Below are 16,400 nucleotides of genomic sequence, written 5' to 3'. Positions count from 1 at the left end.
CTTACAGACAACCGGCCTCTTCGAATGCTTTTTTCATTTTCGGAAACTGCAGCGCAATCCAATCCACCAACTCTTCGTTCTGCGCCCAAAAACTATTTGCGTCAAGACCAGATTCATACATAAAGGCATGAATCAATTCATGTCTCTTGGTGCCATTTTTGTATTCATCTAAATTCTTTTTCGAGAAACTTTCCTTAGCAGCATTTTTCATATCATCAACAACACATAGTTTCGCACTTGTATCGCAATATCCATCCATTTCGGCCAAATTTTCATCTTCTGCCGCACTGGACTCGATTAAGTCATATATAGTTCCAAGTACATTGATCTTCATTTCATATCAGCTCCTTTGCAATGAAAAAAGCGCCAAGGCATCAGCCCAGCGCTTTTCAAATTTTCACGTTTTACACTATATCACAGTTTTTACTCCAATGCACGCCAACTTTTTGCAATTTATAACAACTTTTTGCAATTCACGCTAATTTTCGCTAACTTTTTGCAGAAAATTCCAGATTACGCTAATTTTTTGCAAATAATTCCAGATTACTCCAGATCAAGCATACTTATCACCGCCGGAAGCAACGCCACCCTCCAGAATTTCAAATTGCGTTTTATATTGATCACCCTTCAAATACTTTTTGAAACTTCCAGCTTGGTCGATCTCTCCGTACGGACATTTTTCATATGGACAGCACCAGAACACCCCCCCATCTTCCAGATTCGCTTTTTCGTCTCTTTCGTTTGGCATGGCTACAGTATTTGCAGCCATACTTAATCGCATCTTCGTTTTCCACTCTCTGCAGCATATCATTCACCTTCCATCATCCAGAAGTTTTTGAAGACTTTGCAGGGCCTGTCCATATACACTAGTGGCCCAGCTGTATGATTTTGCATGTGCCTCTGCAATATCATCAAATGATTGATATTTTACATGTTTTCGATAGAGCACGTCATACTCAAGAGCGGGCAGCAGTTCAAGCGTGTTGATAACGGTCTGCCTCTCCTGCGCCCTCTGAGCAATGATCAGGTCTATTTCTCTTTCAAGATCAATGTACATATCCACAGCATCCGCCATCTTCTGTTGTCGTCCAGATGATTTCACCTTCTCGCCTTCAGTTTGCACCGTTATGCTGGTTGCAATTTCATGCCATCTCTGTTTTTCTTCCAGCTTGTTTTCTATGATTCTGTCGTACTTTTCTATTTGTTCCAAATACTTTTTGACTTCCATTGCTGTGGCTGCACATCCTTTCAACATGTATTTGATGGCCGTCCTTCATGATTGTATCACCGGGCATAATGTCAAATACACTAAACCCAATGTGCAACTCATATCCCGTTTTTCCGTCCATTCGTTTATAGGCAATTAGCCGCTGTGTAACCCATTTCGGCATTATTCCGCATCCCATTGTGTAAGTTGTCATGATTCTTTAATTGCCATACAGGCCATAAGGAAAATTAAACACACACAGCAAATAATCTCAACCGGTCCAACATGCATATCAATCATCATAATCCGCTGCTCCCGAAACCATTGCTTCCTCTTTCGGTGTCAGAAAACTTGTCCACGATTGCTAGTTCTTCGGTTTTAATCGGAATAATGATAATCTGGCTGATCTTCTGACCGTTTTTAATGTAAACGCCTTCTTCGCCGTGGTTATACAATTTTACAACAATGCTGCCCGTGTATCCGCTATCAATCAAACCTTCGCTTTTTAACCCGTAATTTACATTCAATCCGCTTTTACTAACCAGCAATCCAGCAAACCCTTCCGGTATCTGCATATGAACGCCTGTATCAAATTTATGACTTCCTCCTGCTGGAATATATGCACTCTCTCTTGAAAATAAATCATAACCAGCATCTGCATCATGCGCCCTGAGTGGAAGTTTCGCACCTTCATCAAGCATCACATTCATTCTTTTTTACCCTCCTTTTATCTGATTCCTCGGATGCCTCCATCGCCCAGCGTCTGAATGCACCGGCGCAGCTACCATCCATTTCATCACATAGATCCTTAGCCGGGCATGCTAGGCACGTGTGGCGCTGCGTACCGGCCGAAATAACATTCTCTAACGCCTCATCGCTCATTCCTATAATCCATTTTGTTAGATTGTTCTTCGCCGGCGCTGGCTGCGTTGTCTCTCCCATCTTTCCCAGAATCTGCTCCGGAGTTTCGGTGACGCAGCAGCATTCCCTAGCCAACATAGAAACAATAGTAACCTTCTCGTCTGCAGTGATCTCATCGATATATATTTCATTCAACCAAATTTCATGCCCATCATCAGCATCATGTAATCTAATCATCCCGGCTTCTCCTTTCCGCATAGCTGCAAAAATCATTTTCATGTATTTCCATACCACTAGCAGGGCATATTAGGAATCCATCTATGCACTCTGCCTTTTCAAAATACTTACACTCTTTACATCGTACCATTACCGTCGGCGCAATATCAATTTCATGCAATACCTCATCCATAACATAATCAACATCCTTGTCGGTTCCTACCATCCATACGTTTATCATGTTCTCTCGCAGCTCATCCGCATCAATCAGTCTCATCCCTCTTCCTCCTCGGCTGGTGCGAGCCAGTATGATTGATGGCAAGTCTCGCACGAATCAACATTTTCGCAATCTTTCCCGCCTTCATCAATAAACCCCATTGCACATGGATGTATTTCTAGCACCCCGTCTATTACGACTGCCTTTGGGTACCGTTCCAGAAATACATCCTGCCGTGTCCGCACCGGTTTTTCCGGATGCTCCTGCGCCCATGCGGTGATGATTTCATTTGCCTGATCAAAATTGTCTAGGATCCAACTCTGACATGTATCACCGACATGCCTAGCTCTTTGATTTATTAGGCATCCCTCGCTGCATTCTCCGAATGTATCACACATCCTGCAATACTCTTTTAGCAAATTGATCTCGCTCATTTTATTCCTCCTCTGCCGGCGCTGACCAGTAATCTTTCCTGCAATCATAGCAGTCATTATAACCACCGCACATTACATTTTCTTTCCTGTGTGCTCCCATATAACATGGTTTAATTCCCAGCACTTTAGTATTATCTACTACCGCATCTGGGTACCGCTCCAAAAATACATCCTGCCGCGTTTTCTGCGGATGCTCCTTAGCCCACTTGGTGATGATTTCGACCGCCTGATCCCAATGTTCTAGAATCCATTGCCGGCAGTCACCTTCCTTTACTTCTTTAATCGGGCATTCTATGCATAAACCACGCGAAGTACACAGCTTACAATACTCTCTTAGCAAATTGATCTCACTCATTCTTTTATTCCTCCATCCCTATGAATTTCAGTTTATTTTCTAGAAACACGTTGTACAATGTATGCCCTTCGTCATTCACCATATACGGCAAGAATATCTCGTCCATTGCTGCCTGTTCAGATTCTAAAAATGCCATCTTCGCATCTATCCAATCTTTTACGATTCTCCAAGCGACTCTTTCAGCCGTATCATAGTCACATTTCACCCGTTGCTTGGCCAGAACTGCCGCAACGCCATCTATCCGTGCGGGGAGCAGATAACCTCGCAGTCCTGTTGCTGTTTCTAGCGCGAATACAACACTCTTCACTTTTCCATCATCACCATAATCCATCATGATCTTTTTAGCCCCATGCGCTTCTAGGATCCCCTGTATTTCCCCTACTGTCTGCAGCGCTGGTATTTTCGTTGTGTAATTTTTTATTGGCATTTTATTCCCTCTCTTCTGTTTTCATTTCTTTTATTTTCGTTGCTAGCTCGTGACAATAAGTGCCTATATCATTTAGACTCGTATGGGCATCTTGCCATTCATCCATAAACAATTTCTTTTTTTCTTGATCTGTAATCGCCTTTAAGGCAGCTTCATATCGTTTTCTATCTTTAAAATGACCATACATCATAGATTCTAAAGCTATTGCCAATTCATTCCTTTTAGCATTTAGTCCTTCTTTTGCTGTTCTCCCAAACCGTTCTATATACTGTTCTGGTGAAAGCAATATGGGTATATACTCTTTTTTATCTTTCGATTCTGCGCCACATAAATTACTTATCAGTAATACAACAAGTGCTGCAGTTTCAGCATCATCCGCTAAAAATGTATATGGGTCACTTGGATTTATCAATTCATATTCCATTCTTTTTCCTCCTCGGCCTCAGCCATTTCATCCAATCGCATCTGATCGTCTGGTCTGAAATTCATCCAGATTACTTCATCTTTTTTACTACAAACCTGTGAATATGCCGTTTGATGTTTTCGGTACCAGCCTTTTAATAAATCATTATACACATCGCTATCATATCCACTTATTATCACGGGGCCCTTGTGGGCTAACAACGATTGTAGCAGTTGTTCATGATCGTCATCATCCATTTCATGTTTATATTGCTTTCCGTGCCTAGTAGATAGCACATACGGGGGATCAGCGTATATCAGCACATTATCAAAATTAAACCGTTTTATAACATCTATTGCCGGTTTGCATTCAATCTGTACACCTCTTAGCCGTTCAGCAGCAGTCATAATTCTGTCTTGCATCGTTGACCAATCCAAGGCTGCGTATGCACGTTCCCTTCCCTGAATATCATTTTTCCATCCTACTTTTTTACCATTTGTTCTAAACCCATGCCCCATATTTAACCGAACACATAAATTTACTGCACGCTGTAGACTATCATCTGGTACCGATTTAAACGAATCGTCATAAACCTGTCTAGAGTATGGCGTATAATATATTTCATGCGCCAGCTTTTCAGGATCATTCTTAATCCACCGGAACAAATTCACTACCGACCCATCCATATCATTTACTGTTTCTATATTCGATCTTGGCTTGTTGAATAAAACAGCTCCTGACCCAAAAAACGGTTCCAGATAACTATGATGTTTAGGAAAAAATGAAATAATCCAGTTTGCTATTGACCACTTGCTGCCGGGATATTTAATCACTGCATTCATGTAATGCTCCTGCCTCCATTCTCCTTGCCGCCATCCTCGCCAGTTTAAACCCGGCCAGCACGATAAAGATCGATACGCTCAGCATGTTGACTCCTTGATCAATCGTTTAAAGGCCCGTAAAGCCTCCTTGTTCGACTTTGTGACCAAATTTACGTACTCGCGCAAAGAGACGGCTCTTTCTACTGTTAAATGATTCTGACGGGCATCCAGATACGCCTCTAAACAATCATCAATGCTTCCATAGTATCCAATCACCTTGTCAGACTGTCTTTTTTCGCCTTCCCTTGTTTTTCCGATGAATTTCATATGCAGAGTGTGATTGTATTCATCGATGCCGATATAAAAATTCTTGTCAAGATTAATTTGCATTTCTTCCAATCTCCTTTTCGATGTACCACCTTGCTTTTTTCAAATTCTCCTTGATATCTTTTCATCTTCCGCATATACTATATCAAAATCCAGACCTAACGCACAGGCAAGGGCTGCATCTACCTCATCCATTTCCTCTTCAGTGCAAGATGTAATATAGCTGCCAATCTTGCTTTTGGATACCGTTGCAACCTGTTCGCAAAGGACCGTGCATTCCCGTTTATTACAATTCACTTTTGCATGCGTTGGCTGGTTGTTTTTCTCTTGCGTTGTCATGTATACTACACTGACAATAGGTGCATGCTCATTGCCGATATTGTTTGATACTACAATTGCCGGCCTTCCTGACTCCTGTTCGCTGCCTGTATACGCCTGTTTGTAGATATAAAATATATCTCCCCTTCGAATATCCATGCCTTGGTATTTCATTTTTGCCGACCTTTCTTCTTTTCGGATTTTGCTTAGTGCCTTATATGCCGTTGGGTCTACATATCCATCACCATTTCGCAGTAACTCGTTTACCATGTTTTTCCTTTCCGATCATTCAGCGAATTCATAGCTCCTCCTCGGCTCCATGTTCTGCAAGCAGGCTTTGTTGCCTTTGCTGCGCCATCTTTTCGATATCGTCCCAATCGCTATCATTCCTCGGCGTGAAATTATGAAATCCTGTAGTTCTTGATGTCTTGCTGCCTTGCTTTTCTGGTACTTCATCTGGCTTGAAGTTAGCGTCCAAATAGTCAACATATCCAGAATTGAAAAATGTGCTTCCGTTTTGTGGTTTTCTCCACGCTGCATCTTTTTGAAGTTCTTCCAAATACCGATTGATCGCTCTCTTCATTTCATCAGGCCCTATATCATAAAGCGCTGCTTTCTTGGCTGCTGACACTTGCCCTTTTCCTTTTTTGACAGGATATAGGCTCCAAATGTAATCAAAAAAACAATCAATGTCCGTTTTAGTTGGCTTGTTTTGCACATTGTTTTTATTGTCTTTATCTATAGTCTTACTCTTACTCTTTCTCTTACTTGGACTCGTTGGAAAATCGTTGGACTCGATTGGAAAATTTCCAACGCTTTGCCCTTGTATCGCTTCACGCTCTTTCTGCTCCCGCTTTTTTTGCGCCCAGTAGCTCTCGCTTCCTAACATCCTGCATACTTCTTTCATGTGATAGGTGCCATCATCCATGACATCCATCATATGCAGCTGCGTAAATATTTTAATCGCACTTCTCACAATATCTATATTTGTATTTGTGATAGTCGCAATCATTTCTTCGTTATACGGTATCTCGTCGCTGAACCTTAGATTTCCGTCATGATCAACACTTTCACAAAGCAATTTCAGGTAAAAGAGAATGTAATCTTTGCCATTCGGCATATTTTCGATAATCCGGATGTCATGCCGCTTGAAAAAATCACGTTTCAACTTCAGCCAATAATATCTTTTATCCTTCTCCGCCATGCTCCACCTCGTAAAGCCTGTAATATTCAATATTGCACATAGGAATCAGAGCGATATTGTGTTGTTCTTTTTCCACAATAATCAATTGCTCATTTTGGATTCCCGCTGTGGAGACTTTGGTCCATTCGTCGTTTTGAAATACGACTTTCTCCTTGCTCTTCATGTAGATAACTAACTTCATGATGCTCATTCCTCTTTTGCAAATGCTCTAAATCTCGCTTCTTTCATTTCCCGCATGCCCTGCATATCTGCACTTGCGCAAAGATCCGGGTTCTGCGCCTGAATTTTCTGTCTTGCTCGGCGGACAGTTTCAAATGCTGGAAGGCCGTAAAAACTTCGGTATATCAGGCCATCCCGGAAACTAATGCCGTCAATATTATCGCCGGCCGCTTTCATTTTTTCCTTGCAGACAAGGTAATACAGGTAATCGTCGCTATCCCTCGCTGTCTTATCTTGTTTCAAAATTCCAGCTACAAGGTTCTTCGTGTTAACCAGTTCATTCATTAGTTAATCTCCTTAATCATTTAACGGCAGTTTAAGCCGATTTATTTCTTCGATCGATAAAATACTCACTGATACGATATAAAGCGCCTCATCATGCCGTTACGCAATCCTGACGGGGTATTAAATCAAACCTTTATCAGATCATTAAGTCTCTCGGATCCGGATTCCATGAATCCACAAGAGAAGTTTTCTCTTGATTATGTAATCCTTTGTCCGAAATCCCTTTGTATCTTCCACAATTTGAGCACCATTTTCTGTATAGCAAAAATCTGCCACGTAGATGCATTCCCGCTCAATCAGTTTTCCCTTGATCTTGCCGCCACGTTTCCCGATTCCGTCCGGCTCCCGCTGTGCAGGAATGAGAACAAACCTGACTTGCGTGCGGAGATCAGAGATTGCGCCCGCCTTTTCTAGCAGGCGCAGCTCCCTATATCTCCGGGCCTCTTTCAGTGAATCGAACGTTATTCCGTCAATGATCGTTTTTTTGCTTCGATACTTCGCCATTAAAACGGGAGCCCCTCATCTGACTGATATTCCTCAAATCCGTCATATCCAATAGATTCTTGCGAGTATTGCGGCGCTGGCGGGAATGCATGCGCAGCGGTAACGGCAGCATTATATCCCGTGTTATTCGGTGCATATGCAGGTGCAGCTTCCTGCGAGTTTTGATCTGCTGCTTTGCTTTCGCAAAATTCTATCGACGAAACAACAACTTGCACGCTGTAGTGCTTCACTCCTTCCTTGTCGGTGTAGTTGTTATTGCGCACTTCGCCTTCCAGTATCAACTTCGTACCCTTCGTGATACTGCATTTTTGAAATACCTCAGCGGTTTTTCCGAATGCGCTACAGCGGAAGAAATCGGCATCCGGATCACCCTCCCGCTTAAAACGTCGATTGACAGCAAAATCAAAAGTGACAACCAGTGTCCCATTCTGCGTATACCTGATCTCAGGGTCGGCACAGAGCCGGCCAGATATGATGAATTTATTCATAATGTTTCCTTTCCTACCCCGCAGGGAAAATACCATGCGGGGTATATTTTTGTATTTACGAAATAACAGTAAAATTCATTCGATTACCCGTCGCCCCGGCCATTGCCGGATCCACAACTATAGCCAAAGCCAGTGCCAGTGCCGGAGCCATCACCCCAGCCATTGCTAAAACCATAGCCATCACTAATGCCAGTGCCATCGCCAGTGCCATCGCAAAGGCCAAAGAAACCGCCAGTGCCATCTTCAAAGCCGAAGCCTGAGCCAGAACCACAGCCAGAGGGCTTCTTAGTTACATTCTCCATTCTTCTACCCCTTTAATTGATCGCATGGCTTTTTTTGTACAAGGAATAATTTCAATCGCTTCCGTGACAATGATCTTGTCCACTTCGCAAGCGAATTTACACTCCTCCGGCTTGCACGTTCCGTCAACCGCTAACTGAGACAGAGTATTGGCACCCGCCCAACGCCAGATCCTACGCACTTTTCGGATAACGGTTTCTTTTCCGTTTCTGCTCTCTACATATCCGGCAAATACACCAGCGGAATAGGTTCGAATGATGCAATATTCCATGCCATCCAACTTTTCAGCAGGTGATAGCTCTTTGACATCCTCTTCCTTTACATAATCGATTCCATTCAGTGTGATTTTTTCCATTTTCCTTGATCTCCTTTAAATTTTAAAAATTATCACCAAACAGCGCCGCTTGCACATTGTCAGCGGTCTGCACTGGTTCCTGCTGTATCTGCTGCACTGGCTGCACTTCTTGCTGCAGCTGAGCTGGCTCTGAAATTATTGTTTCATCAAGCACAATCTCAGAAGTCTCGGGTTTTTCTTCCTGCACATACAGACCGTTAAAATCCTCTGGGAATGTTTCGCGTAACGCCTGCACGAGAGCAACCTTTTTGATCATGGTTGCCGGTTTGGATGCCCATTGGCTATTGAGCTCCCCATTGCTTTTTCTGCCTGCGTATTCGTCAAATGCTACAGAGGCATATTCTGGATGCTCATAACCTCTCACAAATACTTTTGCCCAGCCGCCGACTATCTTCTCTTCCTGCAGGTGAAAAGTTCCTTCCCGCTCAATCGTTTCGCCGTTTTCCGTCTGCACGATAATTCCAGACTGTTTTCCCATGAAAGCAGGATTACGCTTTGCCCTCTTAATAAATACGTCCTTACCTGTGACGATCGTTGCCGGACTGTTACCATACTTGATGAGGTACGCCTCCCTTAGAAACGGATTAAGGTGTTGGTACTTGCAAAGATTGAGAAACATCACGACTTCCTGATCGCTGACATTGCCGCCGCCGGAAACAAGATAGTTTCTTACGGTTTGCGGCGAAAGTTTAACCTTTTCGCCGTTTGCTTCGTACTCAAGAATTTGAGTGCTGTTCTTGCGTGGTGTGATTTGATTTGTTACTGCCATTTTGTTCCTCTCCTTTTCTTAAAAAAAATTTCAAATTCAATCTTCTTGCAAGGCTTCTGCAAGGCGTTCGATAACAATTCTTAGATCATTCGACATATTTGATTTGGCTTCATTGCTTGATTTTTCTATTTCTTCATTGCTCATGAATGCCGTATCATAAGCATTCTGAATGAGTCTTTTTGCCAATTCTTCCGGCATTCCTTTTTCGGTCAGTATTTCAAAGATGGAACGTATAACGACTGTACATTCTGACAATATAATCGGAAATGGACCATTCATTTTTACGTGTCCTTTGTCACAAGTAATCATTTTGTTTTTCTCCTTTTCTTAATGTTTCATCAGGTCATCAAAAAACGATTTCCTGAATTTTTTAGCTTCCTTTGCGACCTGATAATACGTGTAAATCGCATGCACAATCAGGAGCAGATACAACGCAAATGCAATCAGTTCCGGCAGTAGCACAAGCCACCATGACCAGCTGATAAGGCCGAAGCACTTTAATACAACAAAGATAATTGTCAAAATTTCTGTAAATCCCATGATTTCCCTTTCTTACCTTGCCGGTCCGTACTGGATGCCGTTCTGTTTAAACCATGCACAAAGTTCCCGTGCCTCTTCAACGCTGAGATATGCTTTGAAGGATATCCACTCTCTAACAGGCATTTCTATCTGCACTTCCATAGATTGATCATTTTCTGTCGGTGCAGCATGCAGGACAGCCGCTTCCTGTTTTGCCTTTTCCTCTGCTTCCTGCTGCCTTCTGGCAACTTCTTCTGCCTTTCTCTTCTGAATTTCAGCCAACCGCTGGCCTTCCGCTATTGCCATGTTGATGTTTAGGCTGTGCTTGTAGGTTTCAATTGCCTCAAATGAAAATTCCGGAAGAGTTTTCAATGTTTTCATCTCAATCTCGATCTGGTCTAATCTTTCATCAATAGCAACAGCAACCTGCTTCATCGATACCGAGGCATTCAGCCATCTTTCATCAAAAATCTGATCGAAATTCAGCCATTCAGGGCGCTCGCAGCTGTCAAAATATTCTCTGATTTCGATTAGCTTTTGCTGCTTCTTTTGGTTGTCATAGTCCTCGATCTGCCTGCTGATCATAGCAATCGGCTGATCAATAATCTGAATAACCTCATTGATCTCTGCCTTAAACTCGTTAAACGGTTGCATGTACTCTTTTTCCTTGCGGATTCGTTCATCATTCAAGGCCTTTTTCAGCTTTCTCAGATTTGAAACATCCGATTTCGCAAGCTTGATCTGAGAATCGTCATAGACAAGACCGTTATACTTCTCAACCTTGGCGGCGAGCTCTTCTTTCAGTTCTGCAAAATTAAACTCAATCTTTTTCGGCAGCTGAAATTGTTCAATCCTTAGCTCCATTTTGCTTTATTCTCCTTTTGGTTTTTATTTCATCCTGCATTGCAGGTTGATTTCAAATTACATCTGGTAATACCAGCGGCGGACATTCTTTTTTTTGCATACTTAACCAGAATTTTTCTTCTTCCTGCATCAAATAATCAATCTGATCTTGCACTTCGCTTCTTTCAATGCAGTAGTGCCTTGTTTGCAGGTAAGGGACACCCTCAAAAACTGTTTTCAGTTGACCTTTTAGCCAGCAGCATTCCGCATCCATTACCGCCATGCCGTGCAGACATTGCACGAAGTAGTTATCTGGCACCCGGTTATTCCACTTTTCTTTCTGCATGCTTTTCAGAATTTCGGTTGTTTTGATTTCTAAAACGCCAAGCCTTCCAGCCTCATCGAAAAGCCATCCATCTGCAGAGTAATGCGCCCACGGGTATTTATCATTGATCCACATATTGTTTGCTACATACTCAACTCGGTATTGCGGAAAATCTAACCGAAAAAGTTCCCGCAGGTGCATTTCTGCATCATTTCCATATTTCACATATGGTTTTTCTGATATATCGTCAGGCTCTTTTTGACCTGTCTTTTCAAGAAAAAGATCAACATTCGATTTCCATCTATTTAACCCAATAACTGCCGATGCATCCGAGCCTCCTATGGTACGCCCACGGCCTTTCAGCCATTCCTCCCGGCTATCAAATGTCAGCATCTTAACCGCCATTAAAAAAACCTCTTCCTTCTTGCAATGATCTGATGGTTTATATCCACTGCCCGCATTACTGATCTAAGATGCTGGGCATAATCTCCTTGCACGTACCAAAATGCAGAATCCTCTATATACTCCGCACGTAGGTGCTTCAGGTGCTTGATTTCTCTCTGCTTTCTCTTTGTCTGCATTGCTCAACTCTCCTTAAATATTGCTCTGCCGCTTTTTTTATCGTCTCTGTGTTAGGTGTTCCATGCATCCGAACGATTGCATTGCCGTATCTGATCTCAGTCTTCGCCGCTTCCATCAATTTCAACTCCATCCTCTTGTTTTAATCGGTTGTAGTCTTCCACCATGGCCTCATAGGTAATACCAGCAGCCATCAACTCCTTGCCTCGCTTTTCATACCAGCGAAGCACATATAAATATTGGCGCTTGCGATATTTTAGGCGCTGCTCCTGTCTTGCCAACGCTACGGCCGGCGATTCATTCAGCTGATCAATTTCAATCTGCACCTGTTCATCAGTTAAAAATTTGCTCATTGTTGTGTTCTCCTTTTTATCGAGCTGCTGCTCGGGTTTTTAATTTATTCCAGTAAATCTTCGATCTGACAGCCTAGCACGTTTGCTATTTCCTTACTCACTTGCAGCGATGGATTCTTAGTACCTCTCTCAATCTGGCATAACATTGCCTGAGAGATTCCGACACGATCTGCAACATCCACTTGCTGCAAGCCTTTCTCCTCTCGCTTTTTCCGAATCATTGCGCCTACGCTCACTTTCTCCACCCCCTAACCAATAATGCAATAAGCAAGACATCAAGCCAGATATTTGCAATCTGTAACACAATTTTTAATGTTTCCATCCTTTTACCTCCTGTTTAAAATTTGAATTTATATATTGACAATGAACCTTGAAAGATATATCTTTTAGGAGAAGGGGCTTTCGCCCCTATCCCTACTCTATCAAGCTGCTGATCAAATCGATCAGTGTCTTGATAAGGTTTGTGACTGCGGTAATGAGAATGATGGTTTTGAGTCGCCGATCTTCTTCATTACCGCTTTTCTTTCGCTTGCTCATTGCTTTTTTCCTCCTGTTTTGGTATATTTAGGTTAATTTCTTAACCTGGTTATATTATATCACAATAACTTGTGATAATCAACACAAAATCACAATAAATTGTGATTTTGTAAACTTGCACAAATTTACGAGGTACATATAATGCATAATTCACAAGAAGTTGCGATAACAATTAAGGCGCTTGCTAAACAGAACAAAATTACAATTAAAGAATTGCTTTCTGAATGCAACCTAAGTATAAATACCTTATCTTCTATGCAATCAGGAGGGTTTTATCCAAGAATAGAAGCAATCGTTAAGATCGCCGATTACCTTGACTGCTCTGTTGACTACCTCCTTGGTCGCACCGACAAGCCAGAGATAAATAAGTAACCTCTCCTCGAGCCGCTGCTCAGCAAATCTAAAAAAATGGAGGCAATCGCCATATGGGACTATTTAAAAAGCTGTTTGGCAAGAAAACTTTTGATTTCACTGTTGATACATCCTTGACAGAGTATGAGAACTTGCTCAATTTCATAGATGCTGGTGGCTCTTCTGAGCAATGGGAATATCTTAAGGTAGTAAATAACTGGAAATTCGCAAAATGGGAATTTGAGGAGTTTGAGCGATACCTAGAAATACTCAAGCCTGTTTCGGATGCATATTATGCCGGTATGAAAAAAATTCAGTCTGGCTGGTCTATACTCTACAACTCCAAATCATTCACTGGCCCTGCTGCAGACCAATATATCGTAGAGTGCTACGAGAACATTGCTCTATATAAGCTCATGTCCTCTATCGAAATTAAACATGGAAAGAAACCTCCTGAAAATGTTCCTGCGTATAAAAGATTGGCCATGATATATGAAAAAAGAGGCCAGTTTAAACAGTCAGCAAACATTTGTACAGAAGCCCTCTTAAACGGAGCATATGGAGATGGTATGACAAATCGATTCATTAGAATGCTAAAGAAATCTGGCAAAGAACCATCCCACGAAGAACGTGAACTCATTTACAAACTCACCGAAAATAACAAATGAAATATTATCAATTCGACTTCTTCTCCGCAGAGCCTGTCAACTTGCAGGCTCTGCTTCTTTTCGCCTATTCTCCTCCATGATGTTCTTGATAAGCACCATAGTTTCACCGATAGTCAGCCATGCCTCTTGCTGATCTGTAGTTAGCTGTGGAATCGCCTTCCTGATGCGATCTTCAATCAGCTTTTCTTTTTCTGTCATATAATCCCTCCTTCATTTTAAACTTGGTTTAATTATATTATTACTAAGTTGTATTGTCAAGCGTTATTTTTAAACTGGGTTTATTTTTTCATTGACTAATTATTTTCCATGTTGTATACTTCTAAAAAAGGAGGTTTTGAAAAAATTGGAAACTATCAGAGATCGTATATGCCGGGTATTTGAACATAGTGGTTTGAATCAAACAGATTTTGCAAAAAAAATAAACGTGACTCCCGCCTATGTTTGGAAAATAATCAATAGGGAAGACACCACGCCAAGTGAACGTATAATTGAAGATATATGCGAACAGTTTAATATTAGTATAGACTGGTTAAAGACCGGAGAAGGCGATATGATCCTGCCTCCCAGCAGGGCAGCCGAATTGTCAAAATTCGCAGCAACGGTATTTAAGGAAGGGCCAGATAGTTTTAAATCTCGATTTCTATCTGTTTTGGCCAACTTGAATGAAAATGAATGGGAAGTATTGGCGACCATCGCGGAGAAGCTGGCAGAAAAAAAAGGCTGAGCAATGCTCAGCCTTTTTGATTGACTAGGATTATGTTTTTTATAGTTTCGTAAATATATTCCATGTCTTCATCATCAATTGTGATTATTTTTTCTTTTATTTTTTCCAACAATTCAATAGATCGTTCTATGTATTTCATTTTCTCTTCCTCCGTAATATTACCTAGTGCATAAAAATAGTCTATATTTTAATCATTATCACCGCCTCAAGTATTTCATTTTGAATCACTTAATGTTTCGTATTGAATGACTAAGCTAATAATACTACTTTGATGGTGATGTGTCAAGTCAAATATTTCGTTACGAATTATTTTATTTTTCGTTTTGAAATATTTTGATTGACATATTGAAAATGCTAACATATAATTGATGATAGGAAAAGAGGTGCATACATTGAAAACACTCGGGGAAAAAATCAGGTCTGCACGACAGCGCCGTGGAATGACAATGGCGCAGCTGGCAGAGGAAATCGGCGTAGCAGTATCAACGCTAACAAATTATGAAAATAATTATAGAATTCCTGACCTAAAAATAGCCAAACGCATAATCGAAGCACTGAATATAGACTCTGACTATTTTTTAGGGATAAATCGGTTTATCACAAAACCAGATCACGCATCTGATCTTGTTCTAACGCCCCATGAAGAAAATTTAGTAAGAGCCTATCGGCGATCAGATCAAAAAGAAGATGTCAATAAGTTATTGAATATATATGATGTCGACTTTGTTAACTCTTTCATTTTGAAATATAATGAATTTCCCAAACAAGTACAGCAGGAAATCGAAACCATGCTGATGCAAAAAATGATGGAAGAGAAACGGGCTAAATGGACATCCTCCGAAGATAAAGACAAAGACACGCCTTGAAAATATTTTGTATTTATTTTATTTATACGTATTGATTTTATACGTATTATATGGTATTATAATACTGCAAGGGAGGTAAACATAAATGCCATTAAAACCACGAGAAATGGAGAAAATAATCCTTGCAGATGGATGGATTTTCAAGCATCAAGTAGGATCACATAAACATTATGTACACCCTACGAAGCCCGGAAAAGTTACAATTCCTTTTCATACAGGTAAGGACTTGAGCAAGAAAACCGAGAACTCCATCAGGAAACAGGCGGGGCTCAAGTAGCCCCCTTGCCTGCTTCCAAGAATTATATAGGAGGTGTATCTATATGTTATCTATGTACCCGGCTTGTTTTTATGCAGAAGATGGTGCTTACTCTGTTGTCTTTCCCGATCTTAATTGGCTGGCCACAGAGGGATCCGATTTTGAAGAGGCGATGGAAATGGCTGTTGATTGTCTTGCAGGCTACCTGTACTCCTGCCAAAAAGACGGAGATGAAATCCCTTCCCCATCTAAAATGACTGATATTGATCCCGTAGCTATCGCAAAAGAGTTGACTCCCGAGGCCCCAGAGTGTGAATCATTTGTCAATATGGTATCGGTTGATGTGGCAGCATACGCCAAAGAGCATTTTGAAAAATCCGTTAAAAAGACTATTACTATTCCTGCATGGCTCAATACGCTAGCGCTGGAACATGATGTCAATTTTTCGCAGACACTGCAAGATGCATTGAAGGAAAAGCTGCATGTCGTTTAGGTCGGAAACTGCTTCACTAGTTCTACCTAATGTATTTTAGAAATTTTAAGAAAAAGTGACGCCAATTTAATTTTATATTCCAGAATTATCCCAGACAGCAATTGTCTGGGATTTTATCCATTTTTTACAGCTTGAAATCCTGTTTTTTGTTCATTATACTGATATTGGCCCCGTGA

Annotated in this window: 34 protein-coding genes; 6 read left to right on the top strand and 28 right to left on the bottom strand. The window is 41.4% G+C overall.

What is annotated here, in order from left to right:
* Position 1: 1 nt before the first annotated feature.
* The 27 genes from HFE64_03320 to HFE64_03190 form a co-directional block, all read right to left on the bottom strand.
* A complete protein-coding gene (locus HFE64_03320; protein MCI8632499.1) occupies positions 2-334 on the bottom strand; it encodes a hypothetical protein in 333 nt (110 codons plus the stop codon).
* A gap of 219 nt (positions 335-553) precedes the next feature.
* Positions 554-769 carry a hypothetical protein gene (locus HFE64_03315; protein MCI8632498.1) on the bottom strand — a complete coding sequence of 72 codons (216 nt, stop codon included), beginning with the start codon at positions 767-769 and terminating at the stop codon, positions 554-556.
* Between the two features lie 42 nt (positions 770-811).
* The gene (locus HFE64_03310) at positions 812-1,228 is read right to left on the bottom strand and encodes a hypothetical protein (GenBank protein MCI8632497.1); all 417 of its coding nucleotides are present in this window, start codon (positions 1,226-1,228) and stop codon (positions 812-814) included.
* Positions 1,229-1,506: 278 nt separating this feature from the next.
* Positions 1,507-1,917: a dUTP diphosphatase gene (dut, locus tag HFE64_03305; GenBank protein MCI8632496.1), complete on the bottom strand. Its 411-nt coding sequence runs from the start codon at positions 1,915-1,917 to the stop codon at positions 1,507-1,509.
* Complete coding sequence (locus HFE64_03300) at positions 1,901-2,305, bottom strand: hypothetical protein (GenBank protein MCI8632495.1); 405 nt, start codon at positions 2,303-2,305, stop codon at positions 1,901-1,903. Before HFE64_03300 ends, dut begins: the two co-directional genes overlap by 17 nt.
* A complete protein-coding gene (locus HFE64_03295) occupies positions 2,298-2,561 on the bottom strand; it encodes a hypothetical protein (protein ID MCI8632494.1) in 264 nt (87 codons plus the stop codon). The genes HFE64_03300 and HFE64_03295 overlap by 8 nt, the downstream gene beginning before the upstream one ends.
* On the bottom strand, positions 2,558-2,935 hold the full coding sequence (locus HFE64_03290) for a hypothetical protein (GenBank protein MCI8632493.1): 378 nt from the start codon (positions 2,933-2,935) through the stop codon (positions 2,558-2,560). The genes HFE64_03295 and HFE64_03290 overlap by 4 nt, the downstream gene beginning before the upstream one ends.
* Before the next feature lies 1 nt (position 2,936).
* On the bottom strand, positions 2,937-3,290 hold the full coding sequence (locus HFE64_03285) for a hypothetical protein (GenBank protein MCI8632492.1): 354 nt from the start codon (positions 3,288-3,290) through the stop codon (positions 2,937-2,939).
* Positions 3,291-3,294: 4 nt separating this feature from the next.
* A complete protein-coding gene (locus HFE64_03280) occupies positions 3,295-3,717 on the bottom strand; it encodes a hypothetical protein (GenBank protein ID MCI8632491.1) in 423 nt (140 codons plus the stop codon).
* A gap of 1 nt (position 3,718) precedes the next feature.
* On the bottom strand, positions 3,719-4,141 hold the full coding sequence (locus HFE64_03275; protein ID MCI8632490.1) for a hypothetical protein: 423 nt from the start codon (positions 4,139-4,141) through the stop codon (positions 3,719-3,721).
* On the bottom strand, positions 4,126-4,962 hold the full coding sequence (locus HFE64_03270) for a DNA adenine methylase (GenBank protein ID MCI8632489.1): 837 nt from the start codon (positions 4,960-4,962) through the stop codon (positions 4,126-4,128). Before HFE64_03270 ends, HFE64_03275 begins: the two co-directional genes overlap by 16 nt.
* 78 nt (positions 4,963-5,040) lie before the next feature.
* Positions 5,041-5,331, bottom strand: a complete 291-nt coding sequence (locus HFE64_03265; protein MCI8632488.1) for a hypothetical protein — start codon at positions 5,329-5,331, stop codon at positions 5,041-5,043.
* Between the two features lie 39 nt (positions 5,332-5,370).
* Positions 5,371-5,745 carry a type II toxin-antitoxin system PemK/MazF family toxin gene (locus HFE64_03260; protein MCI8632487.1) on the bottom strand — a complete coding sequence of 125 codons (375 nt, stop codon included), beginning with the start codon at positions 5,743-5,745 and terminating at the stop codon, positions 5,371-5,373.
* A gap of 139 nt (positions 5,746-5,884) precedes the next feature.
* Positions 5,885-6,790 carry a hypothetical protein gene (locus HFE64_03255; protein ID MCI8632486.1) on the bottom strand — a complete coding sequence of 302 codons (906 nt, stop codon included), beginning with the start codon at positions 6,788-6,790 and terminating at the stop codon, positions 5,885-5,887.
* Complete coding sequence (locus tag HFE64_03250; protein ID MCI8632485.1) at positions 6,774-6,971, bottom strand: hypothetical protein; 198 nt, start codon at positions 6,969-6,971, stop codon at positions 6,774-6,776. Before HFE64_03250 ends, HFE64_03255 begins: the two co-directional genes overlap by 17 nt.
* A 5-nt stretch (positions 6,972-6,976) precedes the next feature.
* Positions 6,977-7,294, bottom strand: a complete 318-nt coding sequence (locus HFE64_03245; protein ID MCI8632484.1) for a hypothetical protein — start codon at positions 7,292-7,294, stop codon at positions 6,977-6,979.
* Positions 7,295-7,438: 144 nt separating this feature from the next.
* Entirely contained in the window at positions 7,439-7,798 is a 360-nt protein-coding gene (locus HFE64_03240; GenBank protein ID MCI8632483.1) for a DUF1064 domain-containing protein, read from the bottom strand.
* The gene (locus HFE64_03235; protein ID MCI8632482.1) at positions 7,798-8,286 is read right to left on the bottom strand and encodes a single-stranded DNA-binding protein; all 489 of its coding nucleotides are present in this window, start codon (positions 8,284-8,286) and stop codon (positions 7,798-7,800) included. The genes HFE64_03240 and HFE64_03235 overlap by 1 nt, the downstream gene beginning before the upstream one ends.
* 83 nt (positions 8,287-8,369) lie before the next feature.
* The gene (locus HFE64_03230; protein ID MCI8632481.1) at positions 8,370-8,588 is read right to left on the bottom strand and encodes a hypothetical protein; all 219 of its coding nucleotides are present in this window, start codon (positions 8,586-8,588) and stop codon (positions 8,370-8,372) included.
* Positions 8,576-8,941, bottom strand: coding sequence for a hypothetical protein (locus HFE64_03225; GenBank protein MCI8632480.1), 366 nt, complete (start codon positions 8,939-8,941; stop codon positions 8,576-8,578). The genes HFE64_03230 and HFE64_03225 overlap by 13 nt, the downstream gene beginning before the upstream one ends.
* A gap of 22 nt (positions 8,942-8,963) precedes the next feature.
* A complete protein-coding gene (bet, locus tag HFE64_03220) occupies positions 8,964-9,710 on the bottom strand; it encodes a phage recombination protein Bet (GenBank protein ID MCI8632479.1) in 747 nt (248 codons plus the stop codon).
* A 36-nt stretch (positions 9,711-9,746) separates the two neighbouring features.
* Positions 9,747-10,019 (bottom strand): hypothetical protein, encoded by a 273-nt coding sequence (locus tag HFE64_03215; protein MCI8632478.1) that lies wholly within the window; start codon positions 10,017-10,019, stop codon positions 9,747-9,749.
* A gap of 18 nt (positions 10,020-10,037) precedes the next feature.
* Entirely contained in the window at positions 10,038-10,250 is a 213-nt protein-coding gene (locus HFE64_03210) for a transmembrane Fragile-X-F protein (protein MCI8632477.1), read from the bottom strand.
* A gap of 12 nt (positions 10,251-10,262) precedes the next feature.
* The gene (locus tag HFE64_03205; protein MCI8632476.1) at positions 10,263-11,093 is read right to left on the bottom strand and encodes a DUF1351 domain-containing protein; all 831 of its coding nucleotides are present in this window, start codon (positions 11,091-11,093) and stop codon (positions 10,263-10,265) included.
* 52 nt (positions 11,094-11,145) lie between these two features.
* A complete protein-coding gene (locus tag HFE64_03200; protein MCI8632475.1) occupies positions 11,146-11,802 on the bottom strand; it encodes a YqaJ viral recombinase family protein in 657 nt (218 codons plus the stop codon).
* Positions 11,803-12,074: 272 nt separating this feature from the next.
* Positions 12,075-12,329 carry a hypothetical protein gene (locus tag HFE64_03195; GenBank protein ID MCI8632474.1) on the bottom strand — a complete coding sequence of 85 codons (255 nt, stop codon included), beginning with the start codon at positions 12,327-12,329 and terminating at the stop codon, positions 12,075-12,077.
* A 44-nt stretch (positions 12,330-12,373) separates the two neighbouring features.
* The gene (locus tag HFE64_03190) at positions 12,374-12,565 is read right to left on the bottom strand and encodes a helix-turn-helix transcriptional regulator (GenBank protein ID MCI8632473.1); all 192 of its coding nucleotides are present in this window, start codon (positions 12,563-12,565) and stop codon (positions 12,374-12,376) included.
* Between the two features lie 442 nt (positions 12,566-13,007).
* On the opposite strand from HFE64_03190, the gene HFE64_03185 reads away from it, so the two are divergent.
* A complete protein-coding gene (locus tag HFE64_03185) occupies positions 13,008-13,238 on the top strand; it encodes a helix-turn-helix transcriptional regulator (protein ID MCI8632472.1) in 231 nt (76 codons plus the stop codon).
* A gap of 53 nt (positions 13,239-13,291) precedes the next feature.
* A complete protein-coding gene (locus HFE64_03180; GenBank protein MCI8632471.1) occupies positions 13,292-13,885 on the top strand; it encodes a hypothetical protein in 594 nt (197 codons plus the stop codon).
* Between the two features lie 36 nt (positions 13,886-13,921).
* On the opposite strand, the gene HFE64_03175 is transcribed toward HFE64_03180, so the two are convergent.
* The gene (locus HFE64_03175; GenBank protein ID MCI8632470.1) at positions 13,922-14,083 is read right to left on the bottom strand and encodes a hypothetical protein; all 162 of its coding nucleotides are present in this window, start codon (positions 14,081-14,083) and stop codon (positions 13,922-13,924) included.
* A 136-nt stretch (positions 14,084-14,219) separates the two neighbouring features.
* On the opposite strand from HFE64_03175, the gene HFE64_03170 reads away from it, so the two are divergent.
* The 4 genes from HFE64_03170 (at position 14,220) to HFE64_03155 (ending at position 16,224) form a co-directional block, all read left to right on the top strand.
* The gene (locus HFE64_03170) at positions 14,220-14,609 is read left to right on the top strand and encodes a helix-turn-helix transcriptional regulator (protein ID MCI8632469.1); all 390 of its coding nucleotides are present in this window, start codon (positions 14,220-14,222) and stop codon (positions 14,607-14,609) included.
* 392 nt (positions 14,610-15,001) lie between these two features.
* Positions 15,002-15,475: a helix-turn-helix transcriptional regulator gene (locus HFE64_03165; GenBank protein ID MCI8632468.1), complete on the top strand. Its 474-nt coding sequence runs from the start codon at positions 15,002-15,004 to the stop codon at positions 15,473-15,475.
* 85 nt (positions 15,476-15,560) lie between these two features.
* Positions 15,561-15,752, top strand: a complete 192-nt coding sequence (locus HFE64_03160) for a type II toxin-antitoxin system HicA family toxin (GenBank protein ID MCI8632467.1) — start codon at positions 15,561-15,563, stop codon at positions 15,750-15,752.
* A gap of 43 nt (positions 15,753-15,795) precedes the next feature.
* The gene (locus tag HFE64_03155; GenBank protein MCI8632466.1) at positions 15,796-16,224 is read left to right on the top strand and encodes a HicB family protein; all 429 of its coding nucleotides are present in this window, start codon (positions 15,796-15,798) and stop codon (positions 16,222-16,224) included.
* Positions 16,225-16,400 lie beyond the last annotated feature (176 nt).

The sequence above is a fragment of the Lachnospiraceae bacterium genome, from assembly GCA_022794035.1.
Lineage (GTDB): Bacteria > Bacillota > Clostridia > Lachnospirales > Bianqueaceae > CALWPV01.
The sequence above is the reverse complement of the archived record's forward strand: the minus strand, read 5'-3'. Positions and strand labels throughout refer to the sequence as shown.

Excerpts from the sequence above, each read along its gene's own strand:
- HFE64_03180 (MCI8632471.1), top strand. The coding sequence starts at position 13,292 with ATGGGACTATTTAAAAAGCTGTTTGGCAAGAAAACTTTTGATTTCACT.
- HFE64_03245 (MCI8632484.1), bottom strand. The coding sequence starts at position 7,294 with ATGAATGAACTGGTTAACACGAAGAACCTTGTAGCTGGAATTTTGAAA.
- HFE64_03320 (MCI8632499.1), bottom strand. The coding sequence starts at position 334 with ATGAAGATCAATGTACTTGGAACTATATATGACTTAATCGAGTCCAGT.
- HFE64_03185 (MCI8632472.1), top strand. The coding sequence starts at position 13,008 with ATGCATAATTCACAAGAAGTTGCGATAACAATTAAGGCGCTTGCTAAA.
- HFE64_03200 (MCI8632475.1), bottom strand. The coding sequence starts at position 11,802 with ATGGCGGTTAAGATGCTGACATTTGATAGCCGGGAGGAATGGCTGAAA.
- dut (MCI8632496.1), bottom strand. The coding sequence starts at position 1,917 with ATGAATGTGATGCTTGATGAAGGTGCGAAACTTCCACTCAGGGCGCAT.
- HFE64_03260 (MCI8632487.1), bottom strand. The coding sequence starts at position 5,745 with ATGGATATTCGAAGGGGAGATATATTTTATATCTACAAACAGGCGTAT.
- HFE64_03265 (MCI8632488.1), bottom strand. The coding sequence starts at position 5,331 with ATGCAAATTAATCTTGACAAGAATTTTTATATCGGCATCGATGAATAC.
- HFE64_03155 (MCI8632466.1), top strand. The coding sequence starts at position 15,796 with ATGTTATCTATGTACCCGGCTTGTTTTTATGCAGAAGATGGTGCTTAC.
- HFE64_03235 (MCI8632482.1), bottom strand. The coding sequence starts at position 8,286 with ATGAATAAATTCATCATATCTGGCCGGCTCTGTGCCGACCCTGAGATC.
- HFE64_03230 (MCI8632481.1), bottom strand. The coding sequence starts at position 8,588 with ATGGAGAATGTAACTAAGAAGCCCTCTGGCTGTGGTTCTGGCTCAGGC.
- HFE64_03210 (MCI8632477.1), bottom strand. The coding sequence starts at position 10,250 with ATGGGATTTACAGAAATTTTGACAATTATCTTTGTTGTATTAAAGTGC.
- HFE64_03250 (MCI8632485.1), bottom strand. The coding sequence starts at position 6,971 with ATGAAGTTAGTTATCTACATGAAGAGCAAGGAGAAAGTCGTATTTCAA.
- bet (MCI8632479.1), bottom strand. The coding sequence starts at position 9,710 with ATGGCAGTAACAAATCAAATCACACCACGCAAGAACAGCACTCAAATT.
- HFE64_03270 (MCI8632489.1), bottom strand. The coding sequence starts at position 4,962 with ATGAATGCAGTGATTAAATATCCCGGCAGCAAGTGGTCAATAGCAAAC.
- HFE64_03215 (MCI8632478.1), bottom strand. The coding sequence starts at position 10,019 with ATGATTACTTGTGACAAAGGACACGTAAAAATGAATGGTCCATTTCCG.
- HFE64_03205 (MCI8632476.1), bottom strand. The coding sequence starts at position 11,093 with ATGGAGCTAAGGATTGAACAATTTCAGCTGCCGAAAAAGATTGAGTTT.
- HFE64_03160 (MCI8632467.1), top strand. The coding sequence starts at position 15,561 with ATGCCATTAAAACCACGAGAAATGGAGAAAATAATCCTTGCAGATGGA.
- HFE64_03240 (MCI8632483.1), bottom strand. The coding sequence starts at position 7,798 with ATGGCGAAGTATCGAAGCAAAAAAACGATCATTGACGGAATAACGTTC.
- HFE64_03315 (MCI8632498.1), bottom strand. The coding sequence starts at position 769 with ATGGCTGCAAATACTGTAGCCATGCCAAACGAAAGAGACGAAAAAGCG.
- HFE64_03310 (MCI8632497.1), bottom strand. The coding sequence starts at position 1,228 with ATGGAAGTCAAAAAGTATTTGGAACAAATAGAAAAGTACGACAGAATC.
- HFE64_03295 (MCI8632494.1), bottom strand. The coding sequence starts at position 2,561 with ATGAGACTGATTGATGCGGATGAGCTGCGAGAGAACATGATAAACGTA.
- HFE64_03195 (MCI8632474.1), bottom strand. The coding sequence starts at position 12,329 with ATGAGCAAATTTTTAACTGATGAACAGGTGCAGATTGAAATTGATCAG.
- HFE64_03255 (MCI8632486.1), bottom strand. The coding sequence starts at position 6,790 with ATGGCGGAGAAGGATAAAAGATATTATTGGCTGAAGTTGAAACGTGAT.
- HFE64_03175 (MCI8632470.1), bottom strand. The coding sequence starts at position 14,083 with ATGACAGAAAAAGAAAAGCTGATTGAAGATCGCATCAGGAAGGCGATT.
- HFE64_03225 (MCI8632480.1), bottom strand. The coding sequence starts at position 8,941 with ATGGAAAAAATCACACTGAATGGAATCGATTATGTAAAGGAAGAGGAT.
- HFE64_03285 (MCI8632492.1), bottom strand. The coding sequence starts at position 3,290 with ATGAGTGAGATCAATTTGCTAAGAGAGTATTGTAAGCTGTGTACTTCG.
- HFE64_03290 (MCI8632493.1), bottom strand. The coding sequence starts at position 2,935 with ATGAGCGAGATCAATTTGCTAAAAGAGTATTGCAGGATGTGTGATACA.
- HFE64_03300 (MCI8632495.1), bottom strand. The coding sequence starts at position 2,305 with ATGATTAGATTACATGATGCTGATGATGGGCATGAAATTTGGTTGAAT.
- HFE64_03275 (MCI8632490.1), bottom strand. The coding sequence starts at position 4,141 with ATGGAATATGAATTGATAAATCCAAGTGACCCATATACATTTTTAGCG.
- HFE64_03280 (MCI8632491.1), bottom strand. The coding sequence starts at position 3,717 with ATGCCAATAAAAAATTACACAACGAAAATACCAGCGCTGCAGACAGTA.